Below are 14,316 nucleotides of genomic sequence, written 5' to 3' on the forward strand. Positions count from 1 at the left end.
TGGTGGAGTTGCTGGGTGGCCCCCTCACCCCCGCCGCTACGCGGCTCCACCCTCTCCCACAGGTGGAGAGGGGATTAAAAACTTATCCCTTCAGATGCTCCAGCAAAGCTGCTCTGAATTCGTCCGGCGCTTCAATAAAGGGTGAGTGGCCCACGCCGGGCAGCACCAGCTCGCGCCACTGTCCGCCGTTGGCCTTGCCGCGTTCAAGCATGGTTCGCATCTGCATCAGCATGGGCTGGGGCGGGCAAACGTCCGCGCCGGGCCAGCCGGGAACCGCGCCCAGTGCGCCCAGTTGGGCCAGATCGAACAGGCTGGTGTCTCCCACGATGGCGTCGGCGTCCCCGCGCACCCACAGCACAGGCGGCGGTGGGGTCAGATCAGCGAAGGCCGAGAGGTTCATGTATTTGGAGCTGAAGGCGTTGGCCACCCCAGCGGTCCCTGGCGCGACATTCGGCCAGTTTTCGCTGGGGGTCATGTCGCCGGGATAAAAGCCGTCCCCGGTACGGGTTTTGAGCATGGACGTGACCCACGCCTCCTCCTTCTGTGGGTCCGGCTGAAACTGTGCGGCGTTGAAATAGAACTTCCGCATCACATCGCGTGGGCTGCCCGCCGTATCTGAGCGGTCCCCAGAAGCGATCAATGGAACGAAGGCCGCATTGACCGTGCCGCCGCCCGAACCCGCGAAATCCAGGGTGTTGGGCGTGCCGTCTGCGCCGTGCGTGCCGCCGAAGCCGTAGGGACTGACCGGGGCCACCAGCGTCAGAGACTGCACCCGCGCCGGGGCGTCCAGCGCCACGTTCATGACCACGCCGCCGCCCATGCTCCAGCCCAGCAGATGCGCCTCCTTCCATTCCAGCGCGTCCAGAAGGGCCAGCAGATCATCGGACCAGTCCTTCAGGCCGCGCGTGGCGTCGATAGGTCTGGCCTCGCTGTCGCCGTAGCCGCGCAGATCGGGAGCAACGGCGTGAATATCGTCGGGCAGGCCTTCCATCAGGTCACGGAAGAATTCCCCGTCGGACACGTTGCCGTGAACCAGCAACAGTCTGCGCCTGGCTTCACCCTTCGCGGGGCGTTCCAGCACGGCAGTGTTCAGGCGAGCGGTCTGGATGGTGCGTGAAGTGGGTTTCATCTGGCCCCTTTAGGCTGTGGGTGAACAGAGGACCACGGCCTGATCCTTCAGTCTGCTTCCCCTGGGGGAAGGGAGGGATCAGGCCGTGGCGGCTATCACGCCTTATCCGGCGTCGTGGTGGTTCCTCAGACCTCTACTTGCCCCACACCACCGTCTTTTTCGCGAACTTGACCGGGTAGACCGGCACACGGGTGTTGTCCAGGAACTGGAAGTGTAGCCAGTTGCCCGCCTTGAAGCCCTGATACTGGGTCTTGAGGCTCTTGCTGAAGGTCAGCGTGCCGAACGGCGTGGGCAGCTTGGTCTTGGCGAGTTCGGCGGCCACCGCGTCCTTGTCCACGCTACCCGCCTTGTTGATGGCGGCGGCCAGCGACTTGAGATTCACGTAGGCCAGCGGCGCGAAGTATTCCTCGGTCACGTTGCCGAACTTCTTCTTGTAGGCGTCCACGAACACGCGGCTTTCGCGGTTGGGGCTGGTGGGCAGCCACAGGCTCAGGCCCGCGATGTCGTTGGAAAGCGGGTTTTTCTCGAAGCCCACGGGCCAGCTCGGCGGGGTGCCGTAGATCAGGCCCAGCTTGAGGTTCTGCTGCTTGATCTCGGTGGCCAGGGGCAGCGCGTCGGTGTCGTAACCCACCCAGTACATGATGTCGGGCTTGGCGGCCTTGGCCTTGCTGACCAATGGGCCGAAGTTGCCGCTGCCGGTCTTGAATTTCTCGGTCAGAACCACATTGAATCCGGCCTTCTCGAAGGCTGCCACGGTGGCATCGATGCCCGCGCTGCCGAAGGGGCCGTCCTCGTAGGCAATGGCGATGTTCTTGGCACCCTGCTTGGTCTTGAGGGTCTTGAAGAAGCCCAGGATGGCCTCAAAGTTGTAGTAGGACCACGGGTGGTAGTGGAAGAAATACTTGTGGTCTGCAAACGCATCCTCGACGGGCGTGGCGGCGGCGCCGATCCAGGCCATAAAGGTGTTGTACTGCTTGGCTGGTCCCGACAGGGCCACGCTGACTGCGCTGCTCACGCCGCCCGCCATGAAGTCCACCTTGTCCACCGTGACCAGCTTGACGAATTCCGGCACCGCCTTGGCTGGGGCACTGGCGTCGTCACCGTAGACCACTTCCAGCGGTTTACCCAGCACGCCCCCGGCCTTATTGATCTCGTCCAGCGCCAGCTCATAGCCGTTCTTGGCCGCCTGACCCGAAACGCTGCCCCCGCCCGAAAGAGGAATCAACACGCCCACCTTTACCGCACCAGCGCCCGAAACCGCGAGCAGCATGCCCGTCAGAAGTAGAGTTTTCATAACGTGGGCAGTGTAAGGGAGGGGCGTCACGGGGGCGTTACAGCAGGAGAGAATGAAAACCCGCCCCACAACTGTGACTGCCGTGTAACGCTCTGCGCCTACGCTCAGTCTTAATGAGCGAGACGTTGCGGGGGGCAAGGCTGGAGTCGGGCGAGGGGCCGGGCGAGTGGATCTTCTCGGCGCAGGCGACGTTTTCGGGTGTGGAAGTGCCGCTGCGACTGGGCGCGCAGTCCTGGGGGACACTGAACGCGGCGCGTGACAATGCCGTACTGGTCTGTCATTACTACACCGGCACCATGCGCGCGGCAGGACTGAACCCGGACGGAACGCCCGGTTGGTGGGCGGCGCTGATCGGGCCGGGACTGGCGCTGAACACGGACCGCTTCTTCGTGATCTGTATGAACACGCCGTCCAACGTGCAGGCCCATGATCCTGGCATCGTGACCACCGGGCCAGACACCCCTCACCCAGATGGGAAGGTGTGGAGCGGGCGGTTTCCGGCCTGGGATTTTGGCGACCTGCATGCCATTCAACTGGAATTGATGCGGGCGCTGGGGGTGGAGCGGTGGCACGCTGTGGCTGGCCCCAGTCTGGGCGGGTTGCAGGCCCTCCAGTGGGCGGCGCGGACCCCCAGACTTGCGCCGCGCGTGGTGGCGGTGGCCGCCAGCCCACACATCGGCACCGTGCTGCGTGACGCCTTCACTCCCTTTTTGCATCAGGTGGCGCGGGCAGGCGGCCTGGACAGTGCGCTGCGGCTGATCACTTTCTTCGGTCTGGGCGCTGATGGGCTGGAATCGATGTTCCGGGACGCAGATTTCGGCACTTATCTCTCCTCCCGCTCGGGGACCGCCAGCCTGCCGCACATTCTGGACATTGCGCGGCTGATAGAGACGCACGATCTGGCGGCAGTGGCCCCGCCCCCCGAGTTGTTTGCTCACTGGACTGAGGCTGGACTGCGGCTGCTCACCGTGAACATCGCTGTGGACCAGTTCTTCCCCGCCTCCGAGATGCGGACCTTCGCGCAGGCGTCGGCGGCAGCGGGGGTCAGTCACGCCCATCTGGAATTTGCCTCCGCGCAGGGGCATCTGGGCTGTGTGAATGACACGCTGGCCTTTGCCACGCAGATGCGGGACCTGCTGGACACTCCCGCAGCGCCGCTTCTACCTGTTGCCAACGCCGAACGCTTTCCGCAGGTCTGATTCTGGTGGATTTCGTGCCACACGCCGTACAGCACGGGCAGTGCCATCAGGCCAGACCACAGGAGCGCACGAACGTTCACGGCGATCAATCTACAAATGAATGACCTCTATGCCAGCCGTATGAAACGGCATCATGTCGATGACTGCGGGCAGCGCCTGACACCCATGCCACCAACCAAAGCCGCTCCCGCCAGCCCGTTGGTCATCACCGTAGACGAGTTCGGGCTGCGGGCCAGCCATCTCAGGACTTGCCCCTGCACAGCCTGTTCTGCCGATTGAACCTTTCAATCTGATCTGCGGTCACGAGCAGGTGACGGGTCATGCGGCGTACGGGGGCGGCGTTACCAGTCTCTGACATCTTCACGCTACTGTTGTCAGCCGTCTATTGTCTCGGCATGCGAACAACACCCGGTCTCCCCTGCTGACCACAAGCCGTCCTGCACAGCCCTGCCAGGTTGAGTATGCTCATTTGGTCAATTCATATCCAATGCACGCGAGCGGCACTCTGCCACCAGCACGCGCCCAGGGAGGATCACTTGGATTTCATGCTCGACTCGGAAGAACGCCAACTCCAGCAGCTCGCCCGCACCTTTACGCAGCGGGAGATCATCCCGCAGGCGGCGGAACTGGACCGCAGCAAGGCATTTCCACAGGCCATCTACGATCAGGCGCTGGCCCTCGGCCTCCTGAATCTGACGGTACCGGAGGAATACGGCGGCGCTGGGCTGGGCTGTCTGGCCCTGACCCTGGTCACCGAGGAACTGTGCCGGGGCTGCGTGGGCGTCGGTGCCACCCTGAGCATCAACTCGCTGGCGGCAGACGCCATCATCCACCACGGCAGCGAGGAGCAAAAGCGGTGGGTGCTGCCCCGGCTGGTGGCCGGTGAACTGGCGTCCTACGCCGCCACTGAGCCGGGCGCAGGCAGCGACGTGGCCGGCTTGCAGACCCGCGCAGCGCGAGACGGCGACGACTACGTGCTGTCGGGTAGCAAAACGTGGATCAGCAACGCCAACCACGCCTCGTTCTTCGTGGTGTTCGCCCGCACCGGGGACGGCGGCAGCCGGGGCCTGAGCGTCTTTATCGTCGAGCGCGGCACGCCGGGACTGCGGATCGGTGAGCCGCTGGACAAGCTGGGCCAGCGTTGTGCGCCCACCTGCGAGGTCTTCTTCGACGGCTGCCGCATTCCTGCCTCCCAGCGTGTTGGCGAGGAAGGGCAGGGCTTCCGCATCGCCATGGACGCCTTCGATCACTCGCGTCCGATGGTGGCGGCCTTCGGGGTGGGCGTCCACGCCCGCTGCCTGGAGGAAAGTCTGGCTTACGCGCAAACCCGGGTGACGATGGGGCAGCCGATCATCCGCCATCAACTGGTGGCCGCCAAGCTGGCCGAGATGTCCACCTCGCTGGAGGCCGCCCGGCTGCTGGCCTACCGCGCCGCGTGGCTGATCGACCACGGTCAGCGCAACACCCTGGCCGCCTCGCAGGCCAAGCTGTTCGCTGCCGAGAGCGTGATGGTGGCGGCCACCGAGGCCGTGCAGATCTTCGGCGGCATGGGCTACTCGACGGAATACCCCGTAGAAAAGCTGTTCCGGGACGCCAAGGTCCTGCAAATCTATGAGGGCACCAGCGAGATCCAGAAACTGGTGATCGCCCGCGAGCTGCAGCGGTAATTCAGGACACCACGAACAGGGAGAAAGAACATGAATCTCAAAGACAAGACGGTGCTGATCACGGGGGCGGCCTCCGGGCTGGGGGCAGGTACGGCCCGAATGGTGGCCGGGGCGGGCGGATTTCCGCTGATGCTGGACCTGAATGCGGAGGCGGGTGAGGCGCTGGCCGGGGAACTCGGCGGCCTGTTCGTGCGGGCGGACGTGGCCAGCGAGTCGGACGTGCAGGCCGCCCTCGATGCCGGACGCGAGCGCTTCGGCGCCTTGCACGGCGCGGTGAGCTGCGCCGGGATCGCCCCGGCGGCCACCACGGCGGGTAAGCGCGGCCCGCACCCGCTGGAGGTTTTCGAGCGCACGGTGCGGGTCAACCTGATCGGCACCTTCAACGTGATCCGCCTGTCGGCCCAGGCCATGCTGGACCACGAACCCGGCGAGGGGGGCGAGCGCGGGGTAATCGTCAACACCGCCTCGGTGGCCGCCTATGACGGGCAGATCGGACAGGCAGCCTACGCGGCCAGCAAGGGGGGTGTGGTGGGCATGACCCTGCCCATCGCCCGTGACCTGGCCCGCAGCGGCATACGCGTGGTCACCGTGGCTCCCGGCATCTTCGAGACGCCGATGCTTCAAGGGCTGCCGCAGGAGGCCCAGGATTCGCTGGGCCAGCAGGTGCCGTTTCCCAGCCGCCTGGGCCGCGCCGACGAATACGCCGCGCTGGTGCGGCACATCTTCGAGAATGGGATGCTCAACGGCGAGACCATCCGGCTGGACGGCGCAATCCGAATGGCCCCCAGGTGAGTGCCCACACTGCCCTGCTTGACCGGGCACGGCAAGACACCCTGGCCGACGCGCTGCACCGTTCGGTGCGCCGCCAGCCGGATGAACTGGCCCTGACCTTTGCCGGGCGGCAGTGGACCTACGCCGCGCTGGAACAGGGGGCCAACCGGGTGGCGCACGCGCTGCTGGGGGCGGGCCTCGTGAAGGGAGACCGGGTGCTGGCCTTCGGGCAGAACAGCGACGCCTACGTCCTGCTGTGGCTGGCCTGCACCCGCGCCGGACTGGTCCACGTGCCCGTGAATTACGCCCTGCGCCGCACCGAACTGGGCTATCTGGCCGGGCAGTGCAGCCCGTCGGCGGCTTTTACTGATCCCGCCCTGGTGCCGCATCTGCAAGAGGCGCTTGACGGCCCCCTGAACCTGCGGGGCACTTTCCACGGCGGCCAGGACAGCGACGTCCTCACCTGGGCACAGGACGGGCGCCTGGACTCCTCGCCGCCCGACATTGAACTGAGTGGCGATGACCTCGCCCAGTTGCTCTACACCTCCGGCACCACGGCGCTGCCCAAGGGGGCGATGATGACGCACGCCGCGCTGCATGCCCATTACCTGAGCTGCCTGCACGACCTCGACCTGTCGCGGGATGACGTGGCGCTGGCTGCCCTGCCGCTGTACCACTCGGCGCAGATGCACGTCTTCTTGATGCCGGGCCTGCTGGCGGGGGCCACCTGCCACCTGGTCACCTCGCCCGCGCCGGAAACGGTGCTGCCGCTGCTGGAAGGTCAGGGGATCACGTCCTTTTTCGCCCCGCCAACAGTGTGGCTGGGCCTGCTGCGGCACCCCGAATTCCGCCGCCGTGACCTGGGGCGCCTGAACAAGCTGTACTACGGCGCGTCCATTATGCCCACCCCTGTCCTGCAAGAAATCATGGCGGCCCTACCCCACGCGGGCTTTTACAACTGCTACGGCCAGAGCGAACTCGGCCCCCTGGCCACGGTGCTGAGGCCGGAGGAACATCGGAAGCGTCCCGCCTCTGCCGGGCGGCCCGTACTGAATGTGCAGAGCCGCGTGATCACGCCTGAGATGCAGGACACTGCCCCCGGCGAGTTGGGCGAGATCGTCCACCGCTCCCCGCAACTGCTGACCGGCTACTGGGACAAACCGGAGGAGACGCGGGATGCCTTTGAAGGTGGGTGGTTTCACTCGGGCGATCTGGGGTATCTGGACGACGCTGGCTATCTGTACGTGGTGGACCGCGTCAAGGACGTGATCAACACGGGCGGCGTGCTGGTGGCGGGCCGCGAGGTGGAAGAGGCGCTGTTTACCCACCCCGCCGTCTCGGAAGTTGCCGTGATCGCACTGCCCGACGACGCCTGGATCGAGGCCGTGACCGCCGTTGTGGTGCTGCGGGCCGGGGCCGCCGCCAGCGCCGAGGAGTTGCGCGCCCACGCCCGCGCGACCCTGGCCCCCTTCAAGGTGCCCAAACAAATCCATTTTGTGGAAGAGTTGCCCCGCAACACGGCGGGCAAGATTCTGAAGCGCGACCTGCGCGAACGGTTCGCACCGCGCCCCGACACGGCTCAGGCACACGAGGAGAACCCATGAGAGAAGCGGTCATTCTGGAAGCCGTGCGCACGCCCTACGGCAAGCGGGGCGGAGCTTACCGCGAGGTGCGGCCCGACGCCCTGCTCGCCTTCACGCTGAAGGGACTGCTAGAGCGCGCGGGCCTGGAGGCGGGCAAAATCGAGGACGTGATCACCGGCACCGTCACACAAATGGGTGAGCAGGGCGCGAACATCGGGCGGCTGGCGGTGCTGCTGGCCGGGTTTCCCGCCGAGGTGCCGGCCCTGAGCCTGAACCGCATGTGCGGCAGCGGACAGCAGGCGGTGCATTTTGCGTCGCAGGGGGTGGACGCCGGGGACCTGGGCTACGCCATCGGCTGCGGCGTCGAGAGCATGACCCGCGTGCCGATGTTCAGCGACATCGGCGGCGGCTTCGAGCGCCTCAACCCCGAGCTGCTGACTGCTGTGGACCTCATCCACCAGGGGGAAAGCGCTGAGCGCATCGCCGAGAAGTGGGGCCTGACCCGCGAGATGCTCGACGCCTTTGCTGCCGAAAGCCACCGCCGGGCCGCCGCGTCGCGCGGGCTGCACGCCGAACTGCTGCCTGCACCTGGGCTGGACGCCGACGGAAACGCCATCACCGTTCAACACGACGAGGGCGTGCGCGGCGACATTGACCCGGTCAAGATGGCCGCCCTCAAGACACCGTTCCGGGAAGCCGGGGTGGTCACCGCCGGTAACGCCAGCCAGATCAGCGACGGGGCCGCCGCCGTGCTGGTGGGGGACCGGGAGGCGGCTGTCGCTGACGGCCTGCGCCCACGCGCCCGCTTCCGTGCCCGCGTGGTGGTGGGAGACGATCCCACCATGCAGCTCACGGGCGTTATTCCGGCCACCCGCAAGGCGCTGAAAAAGGCCGGGATGACCCTGGCCGACATCGACTGGATCGAGATCAACGAGGCCTTCGCCAGCGTGGCCCTGGCGTGGACGCACGAGCTGAAAGCCGATCCAGCCCGGGTCAATCCCTGGGGTGGGGCCGTGGCCCACGGCCATCCGCTGGGGGCCAGCGGGGCAGGATTGATGGCGAAGATGCTCACTGGTCTGGAAGCCACAGGCGGCACGTTCGGATTGCAGACCATGTGCATCGGCCACGGCATGGCCACCGCCACCATCATTGAACGCCTGTGAAGTTCTGGGCCGTCAACCGCTTTGGCAAGGAAGGAACAAATGAACGAAACTCCTGACCGCAATGATGCACCAGAAGAGAAAAAAGACGCCCAGCACGCTGCTCGGAAGCCTTGTGATGAGGTGAGTGTCACCCGGCACAGCCTGAATGTAAACGGCAGGACCCTGAACTACACGGCCACGGCTGGAACGATGGTGCTGCTTGAGGAAAAGCACGCCAAGAACGGCGAATTTGAAGGCAACAAGGGGCGGGCCAGCGTCTTCTTCGTGGCCTACGCCCTGGACGATCAGGAGGCCACGACGCGCCCGGTGACTTTCGCCTACAACGGTGGGCCGGGCAGCCCATCCCTGTGGCTACATCTGGGTCTCCTGGGACCGCGCCGGGTGGTGATGGGAGACGCCGGTGGGCTGACCGGGCCACCCTATCGGCTCACGGACAACGAGTTCACGCTCCTGACGGACACGGACCTCGTGTTCATCGATCCAGTGAGTACAGGCTATTCCCGCGTGACCGAGGGAGAGAATCCGGGCGATTTCCACGGCTTCCAGAAAGACATCGAATCCGTGGGCGATTTTATCCGCCTGTGGACGACGCGGGCGGGCCGCTGGCTCAGCCCTAAATTCCTGCTGGGCGAGAGTTACGGCACGCTGCGTTCCGCTGGTCTGAGCGGTTACCTACAAGAGCGTCACGGCATGTTCCTGAATGGACTGATGCTGATCAGCGCCATCCTGGATTACGCCACGGTGGACACCACGCCGGGTCACGACCTGGCGTACGTCACCCATTTCCCAACACAGGCGGCCACCGCCTGGTACCACGGGAAGCTCGGCGAGCGCCTTCCCCTGGAGACGGTGCTGCGGGAAGCAGAGGCTTTTGCGGACAACGAGTATGCCAGCGCCCTGCACCTGGGGGCCCGCCTGTCGCCAGACGTCCGTCTCGAGATTGCCCAGCAGTATGCCCGGCTCACTGGCCTGAGCGAGCAGTTCGTCCTGAACCACGATCTGCGTGTTCCACTGTCGCGCTTCTGCAAGGAACTGCTGCGGGATCAGGGCCTGACCGTCGGGCGTCTCGACAGCCGTTTTACGGGCATGGACCGCGAGCGGGGTGGCAGCAGCACGGATTACGATCCAAGCTACGCGGCCATCGTGGGGCCTTACACAGCGACTCTGAACCATTACGTCCGTCAGGAACTGGGCTTCCAGTCTGATCTGGCGTATGAAGTCCTGTCGGGGCGGACCCGTCCGTGGAGCAACAAGGACTTCGAGAACCGGCACGTGCGGGTGTCGGACACCCTGAGAAGCGCCATGCACCAGAACCCCCATCTGAAAGTCCTGGTGGCTGCCGGTTATTACGACTTCGCCACACCGTACTGGGCCATGCGCCATACGTTCGATCACTTACAGCTTGATCCGGGCCTGCGAAAGAACATCCGAGAGGCCTACTACGAAGCGGGCCACATGATGTACGTGCATCTGCCCAGTCTGGAGCAGCAGTATCAGGACTTGAGCACCTTTATCAAGTGGGCGAAAACCTGAGATTGCCTCATTCAGGGCCTGGTAAGGTGGTGGGCACTGACGGCCAGGACGACGCGCAACCGCGATGAGACCACCGTTTCAATGCGTTTGGGATGGTGGGCTGGCCGCCAACCGGTGGCATACCAGGAACTGCTCCCGGGCGGATAGATTTAGCCCAAACAGCAGTCCTGTTTGTCATTCACGGTGTTCGGCCCGGTACAGTCAGGCCAGCGCCCTCTGAGTTCGTAGCTCACGGTGGTGTCGCGCAAATTGGCTGGCCTGATCAGATACTGCGCGATCTCGCCATCTTCCAGAAACCACGCGTAGAGCTTGTCCCCGAAAAACCCACTTTGCGTGCCGTAGCCCCATCGGGTTCCAAGAAAGTGGCAATGCCGCGCTCGTTTGGGATGGCAAATGGGGGTCCATCACCACCTCAGTACATGATCTGGATGGCACACAAGCTTGTTTCAGGGTGTCCAGCAGCCGATTGACCCGGTTGAAGGCTTGCGTGGATACGGGCAGACCGAGGGATACGTCTGTTTGTCGATCAAGCGGGCCAGGAGGAAAGCAACGAGCATGTTGCAGATGACTCTCCGGTGACGACACTTCTTCTCATCGCTGAAGTGCGTTTTGGTCCAGCGGTAAAGGGGGCGAATGCTGCGCCGATGGCCTCAATTGTGCTGGAGAGCATATCGAGCCATATCATCTCCCTTTTTATCGTCTGGACCCGGAGAAATCTACGCCAGCTCAAGTCCTGAACGGGGTACTCCCTTCATACAGATTCCGTCTATAACGCGGCAGAAATCGGGACAGCGCCGATGTCTGCACTTCACGCCCGGAACCCGTTGTTCTCCTGGGCACTGTCTTGTCCAGAGCAGCGCCCAGGACTGGGACAGCTCGCAGAGAGGACGCTTGGACGCCCGTTCGGAGTTCCAGATCTTTCCAGCACCTTTCCATCGGAGTCCGTATCAGACATCCTGCGCTCACGTTGAGGCATGGTGCGACCACTGGCCGCAGAGTTGCGAGGCGCGTCCTGTCAGCCGAAGTTTCTAGACTATGGTTGTCGCCGCCAAAACGCGGAGATTACTGGAAGCAACGCAGCAACCGAAATCGATTTCGATTCTCCGAAATGACGTGCTATGGTGGGCTTACTCAAAATCAATCACCTCCTCTCGTTCGCTTGTTGTCGTGCCTCACCTCTTCCTCTCTGGAGAACCCTGTGTCGATCTGGAGCCACGCCGATTCTGTTTGCGTTCCTGTCCAGTCCCGTAACGTGGGGCACGCGTGACAACCACGCCTGCCGTACAGTTCCGGGGGATCACAAAATCATTTGGTCCGGTAGAAGTCCTGCACGGCGTCAGTTTCGAAATTAGGGACGCCGAGATTCACGCTTTAATCGGCGAGAACGGCGCGGGCAAGAGTACGCTGATGAAGATTCTGGGCGGCTATCAGGCCCAGACCTCTGGCGAGATCGTACTGGAAGGACAGCCCGTGACCTTTCGCAGCAGCCGCGACGCCGAGGGCCGGGGCGTGGTGCTGATCCATCAGGAATTCAATCTGGCCGATGACCTGAGCGTGGCGCAGAACATTTTTCTGGGGCGGGAACTGGGCGGCGCGCTGCTGAACGATGCCGAGATGAACCGGCAGGGCAAGGCGGCACTGACTCGCCTGGATGTGCAGCTTGATCCCAGAGTCAAGGTCAAAGACCTGAGCGTGCCGCAAAAACAACTCGTCGAGATTGCCAAAGCGCTGGCTAGAGATACCCGCGTGCTGGTCATGGACGAGCCAACGGCCACCCTGACCAACCGCGAAACCGACGTGCTGTTCGCGTTGATCCGCCGTCTACGCGATGACGGCGTGACCATCCTCTACATCAGCCACAAACTGAATGAGGTGCAGGAACTGGCCGACTCGGTGACCGTCTTGCGCGACGGCGCGGTGGTGTTCAGCGGCCCGGCGGCGGGCAAAACCCCGCACGATCTGGCGAATTTGATGGTGGGCCGGGAACTGGAGGAAATGTTCCCGGACAAGGGGCAGCCCGCCGAGAAAGAGGCGCTGCATGTTGAGGGCCTGGAGGTTCCCGGCTGGGCGCACGACATCAATTTCACGCTGCGCGTGGGCGAGGTGCTGGGCTTCGCGGGACTGGTGGGTTCGGGCCGGACGGAGTTGTTCGAGGGGTTGCTGGGGCTGCGCCGCCACACGGTTCGTCAGGTGCGCGTGGCGGGCCGTCCCACCCGTATCGACAGCCCTGGCAGGGCGGCAAATGCGGGTGTCGTGTATCTCAGCGAGGACCGCAAGGGCAAGGGGCTTTTGGTGGACTTTCAACTGCGGCCTAACCTCACCTTGATGACGCTGGAGGAGTACGCGCGGCCCCTGCTGGACATCGGCGCGGAGACGCGGGCGCTGGAGGGGGCGGTCAAAACTTACGGCATCCGCACGGGGCGGCTGGACGTGCCCGCCAGCGCACTGTCCGGCGGCAATCAGCAGAGGCTGGCGCTGGCCCGCATTCTGGAAGTCGATCCCGACGTGATCGTGCTGGACGAGCCGACGCGCGGCGTGGATGTGGGGGCCAAGCGCGAGATCTACCTGCTGATTCAGGCGCTGGCGGCGGCGGGCAAGGGCATCATCGTCATTTCCAGCGAGCTGACCGAGTTGCTGGGCTTGTGCCAGCGCCTGCTGGTGGTGCGCGAGGGCCGCGTCGTCGGCAACCTGACAGGGGGCGAATTGACCGAGCAAGAAGTGATTCAGTACGCCACCGGATTAAAAGCCAATTCCCCTGCCCTGGAGGCTGCCCCCAGATGATACGAATTCCGTCTGTTTCGTGCAGAAATCGGGACAGCGCCGATTCCCGCACTCCACGCCCGGAACCCGTTTTTCTCCTTCTCACTCCGTTCGGATTTCAAGGTGTTTCCAACACCTTTCAATCGGAGGCCGTATGACCGAACATTCCGCCGAAACATCCAAGCCCGCCCGCCCGCCGCTGCTGTCCCGGCTGGGCAGCCTGGGGCCGCTGCTGGGGCTGATCGCCCTGATGATCGTGGCGACGGCACTCAACAGCGACTTCCTGACCGTCTCGAACCTGTCCAACGTGGCGACGCGCGCCTCATTTATCGGCATCATCGCGGTGGGGGCGACGTTCGTGATCATCTCCGGTGGGATTGATCTGTCGGTGGGTTCGATGGCCGCCCTGATCGCCGGTTCGATGATCCTGATCATGAACGCGCTGGGAGCTGGTGGCGGCGGGGCTGGCGTGATTGCCATCGGGATGCTGTGTGCGCTGCTCATCGGGGCTGGGGCGGGGCTGCTGCAAGGCACTTTTATCGCGCGCGGGCGTATCGAGCCGTTTATTGTGACGCTGGGAACGCTGGGTATCTACCGAGCCGTCCTGACCTACCTGTCAGAGGGTGGCAGCATCTCGCTCAACAACATCCTCAGCGACGCCTACAGCCCGGTGTATTACGGCAAGATTCTGGGCGTGCCGTTTCCGATCATCGTGTTCGCGGTGGTGGCACTGCTCGGCGGGCTGATCCTGAACCGCACCCGTTATGGCCGCTACGTGCAGGCCATCGGCAGCAATGAGCAGGTGGCGCGCTACGCCGCTGTGGATGTGAACCGCGTCAAGGTCATCACCTACATGATCCAGGGCATTTGCGTGGCGCTGGCCACCCTGCTGTACGTGCCCCGTCTGGGCAGCGCCAGCCCCAGCACCGGCATCCTCTGGGAACTGGAGGCGATTGCCGCCGTCATCATCGGCGGCACAGCCCTCAAAGGCGGCTCCGGGCGCATCTGGGGAACGGTGGTGGGCGCGATCTTGCTGCTGAGCATCGAGAACGTGTTGAACCTGACCTCGATCATCAGCGTGTACCTGAACGCCGCCGTGCAGGGCGTCGTGATCATTGTGGTGGCCTTCTTGCAACGGGGAAAACGGTCATAAAGGCCGTGGAACCGGTCTGTGTTTCTCGGTTGCCTCCCTAGCAGATGCCTGTGTGGTCACGTGA

The 14,316-nt window shown here is 64.2% G+C and carries 10 protein-coding genes and 1 pseudogene; 8 read left to right on the forward strand and 3 right to left on the reverse strand.

The annotated features are described in order from the left end of the window. Positions 1-82: 82 nt before the first annotated feature. Positions 83-1,129 (reverse strand): alpha/beta fold hydrolase, encoded by a 1,047-nt coding sequence (locus tag DAAJ005_RS01445; protein ID WP_151845542.1) that lies wholly within the window; start codon positions 1,127-1,129, stop codon positions 83-85. A 133-nt stretch (positions 1,130-1,262) separates the two neighbouring features. Continuing rightward, a complete protein-coding gene (locus DAAJ005_RS01450) occupies positions 1,263-2,423 on the reverse strand; it encodes an ABC transporter substrate-binding protein (protein ID WP_151845543.1) in 1,161 nt (386 codons plus the stop codon). A 113-nt stretch (positions 2,424-2,536) separates the two neighbouring features. Here DAAJ005_RS01450 and DAAJ005_RS01455 point away from each other — a divergent pair, with 113 nt between their 5' ends. The 6 genes from DAAJ005_RS01455 (at position 2,537) to DAAJ005_RS01480 (ending at position 10,339) form a co-directional block, all read left to right on the forward strand. Then, complete coding sequence (locus DAAJ005_RS01455) at positions 2,537-3,622, forward strand: alpha/beta fold hydrolase (RefSeq protein ID WP_151845544.1); 1,086 nt, start codon at positions 2,537-2,539, stop codon at positions 3,620-3,622. Between the two features lie 536 nt (positions 3,623-4,158). Continuing rightward, positions 4,159-5,289 carry an acyl-CoA dehydrogenase family protein gene (locus DAAJ005_RS01460; RefSeq protein WP_151845545.1) on the forward strand — a complete coding sequence of 377 codons (1,131 nt, stop codon included), beginning with the start codon at positions 4,159-4,161 and terminating at the stop codon, positions 5,287-5,289. A 30-nt stretch (positions 5,290-5,319) separates the two neighbouring features. Further along, entirely contained in the window at positions 5,320-6,081 is a 762-nt protein-coding gene (locus DAAJ005_RS01465) for a 3-hydroxyacyl-CoA dehydrogenase (RefSeq protein WP_151845546.1), read from the forward strand. After that, a complete protein-coding gene (locus DAAJ005_RS01470; RefSeq protein WP_151845547.1) occupies positions 6,078-7,664 on the forward strand; it encodes a fatty acyl-CoA synthetase in 1,587 nt (528 codons plus the stop codon). Before DAAJ005_RS01465 ends, DAAJ005_RS01470 begins: the two co-directional genes overlap by 4 nt. Next, positions 7,661-8,806, forward strand: coding sequence for a thiolase family protein (locus tag DAAJ005_RS01475; RefSeq protein ID WP_151845548.1), 1,146 nt, complete (start codon positions 7,661-7,663; stop codon positions 8,804-8,806). The genes DAAJ005_RS01470 and DAAJ005_RS01475 overlap by 4 nt, the downstream gene beginning before the upstream one ends. A 39-nt stretch (positions 8,807-8,845) precedes the next feature. Next, positions 8,846-10,339, forward strand: coding sequence for a S10 family peptidase (locus DAAJ005_RS01480; RefSeq protein WP_151845549.1), 1,494 nt, complete (start codon positions 8,846-8,848; stop codon positions 10,337-10,339). An 11-nt stretch (positions 10,340-10,350) separates the two neighbouring features. Here DAAJ005_RS01480 and DAAJ005_RS01485 read toward each other — a convergent pair. Continuing rightward, positions 10,351-10,974: pseudogene (locus DAAJ005_RS01485) on the reverse strand (IS982 family transposase). Between the two features lie 628 nt (positions 10,975-11,602). Between DAAJ005_RS01485 and DAAJ005_RS01490 the strand changes: the two are divergent. Continuing rightward, a complete protein-coding gene (locus DAAJ005_RS01490) occupies positions 11,603-13,120 on the forward strand; it encodes a sugar ABC transporter ATP-binding protein (protein ID WP_151845550.1) in 1,518 nt (505 codons plus the stop codon). 133 nt (positions 13,121-13,253) lie between these two features. Continuing rightward, positions 13,254-14,252, forward strand: a complete 999-nt coding sequence (locus DAAJ005_RS01495; RefSeq protein ID WP_151845551.1) for an ABC transporter permease — start codon at positions 13,254-13,256, stop codon at positions 14,250-14,252. Positions 14,253-14,316: the final 64 nt, after the last annotated feature.

Source organism: Deinococcus sp. AJ005 (assembly GCF_009017495.1).
Classification (GTDB): domain Bacteria; phylum Deinococcota; class Deinococci; order Deinococcales; family Deinococcaceae; genus Deinococcus.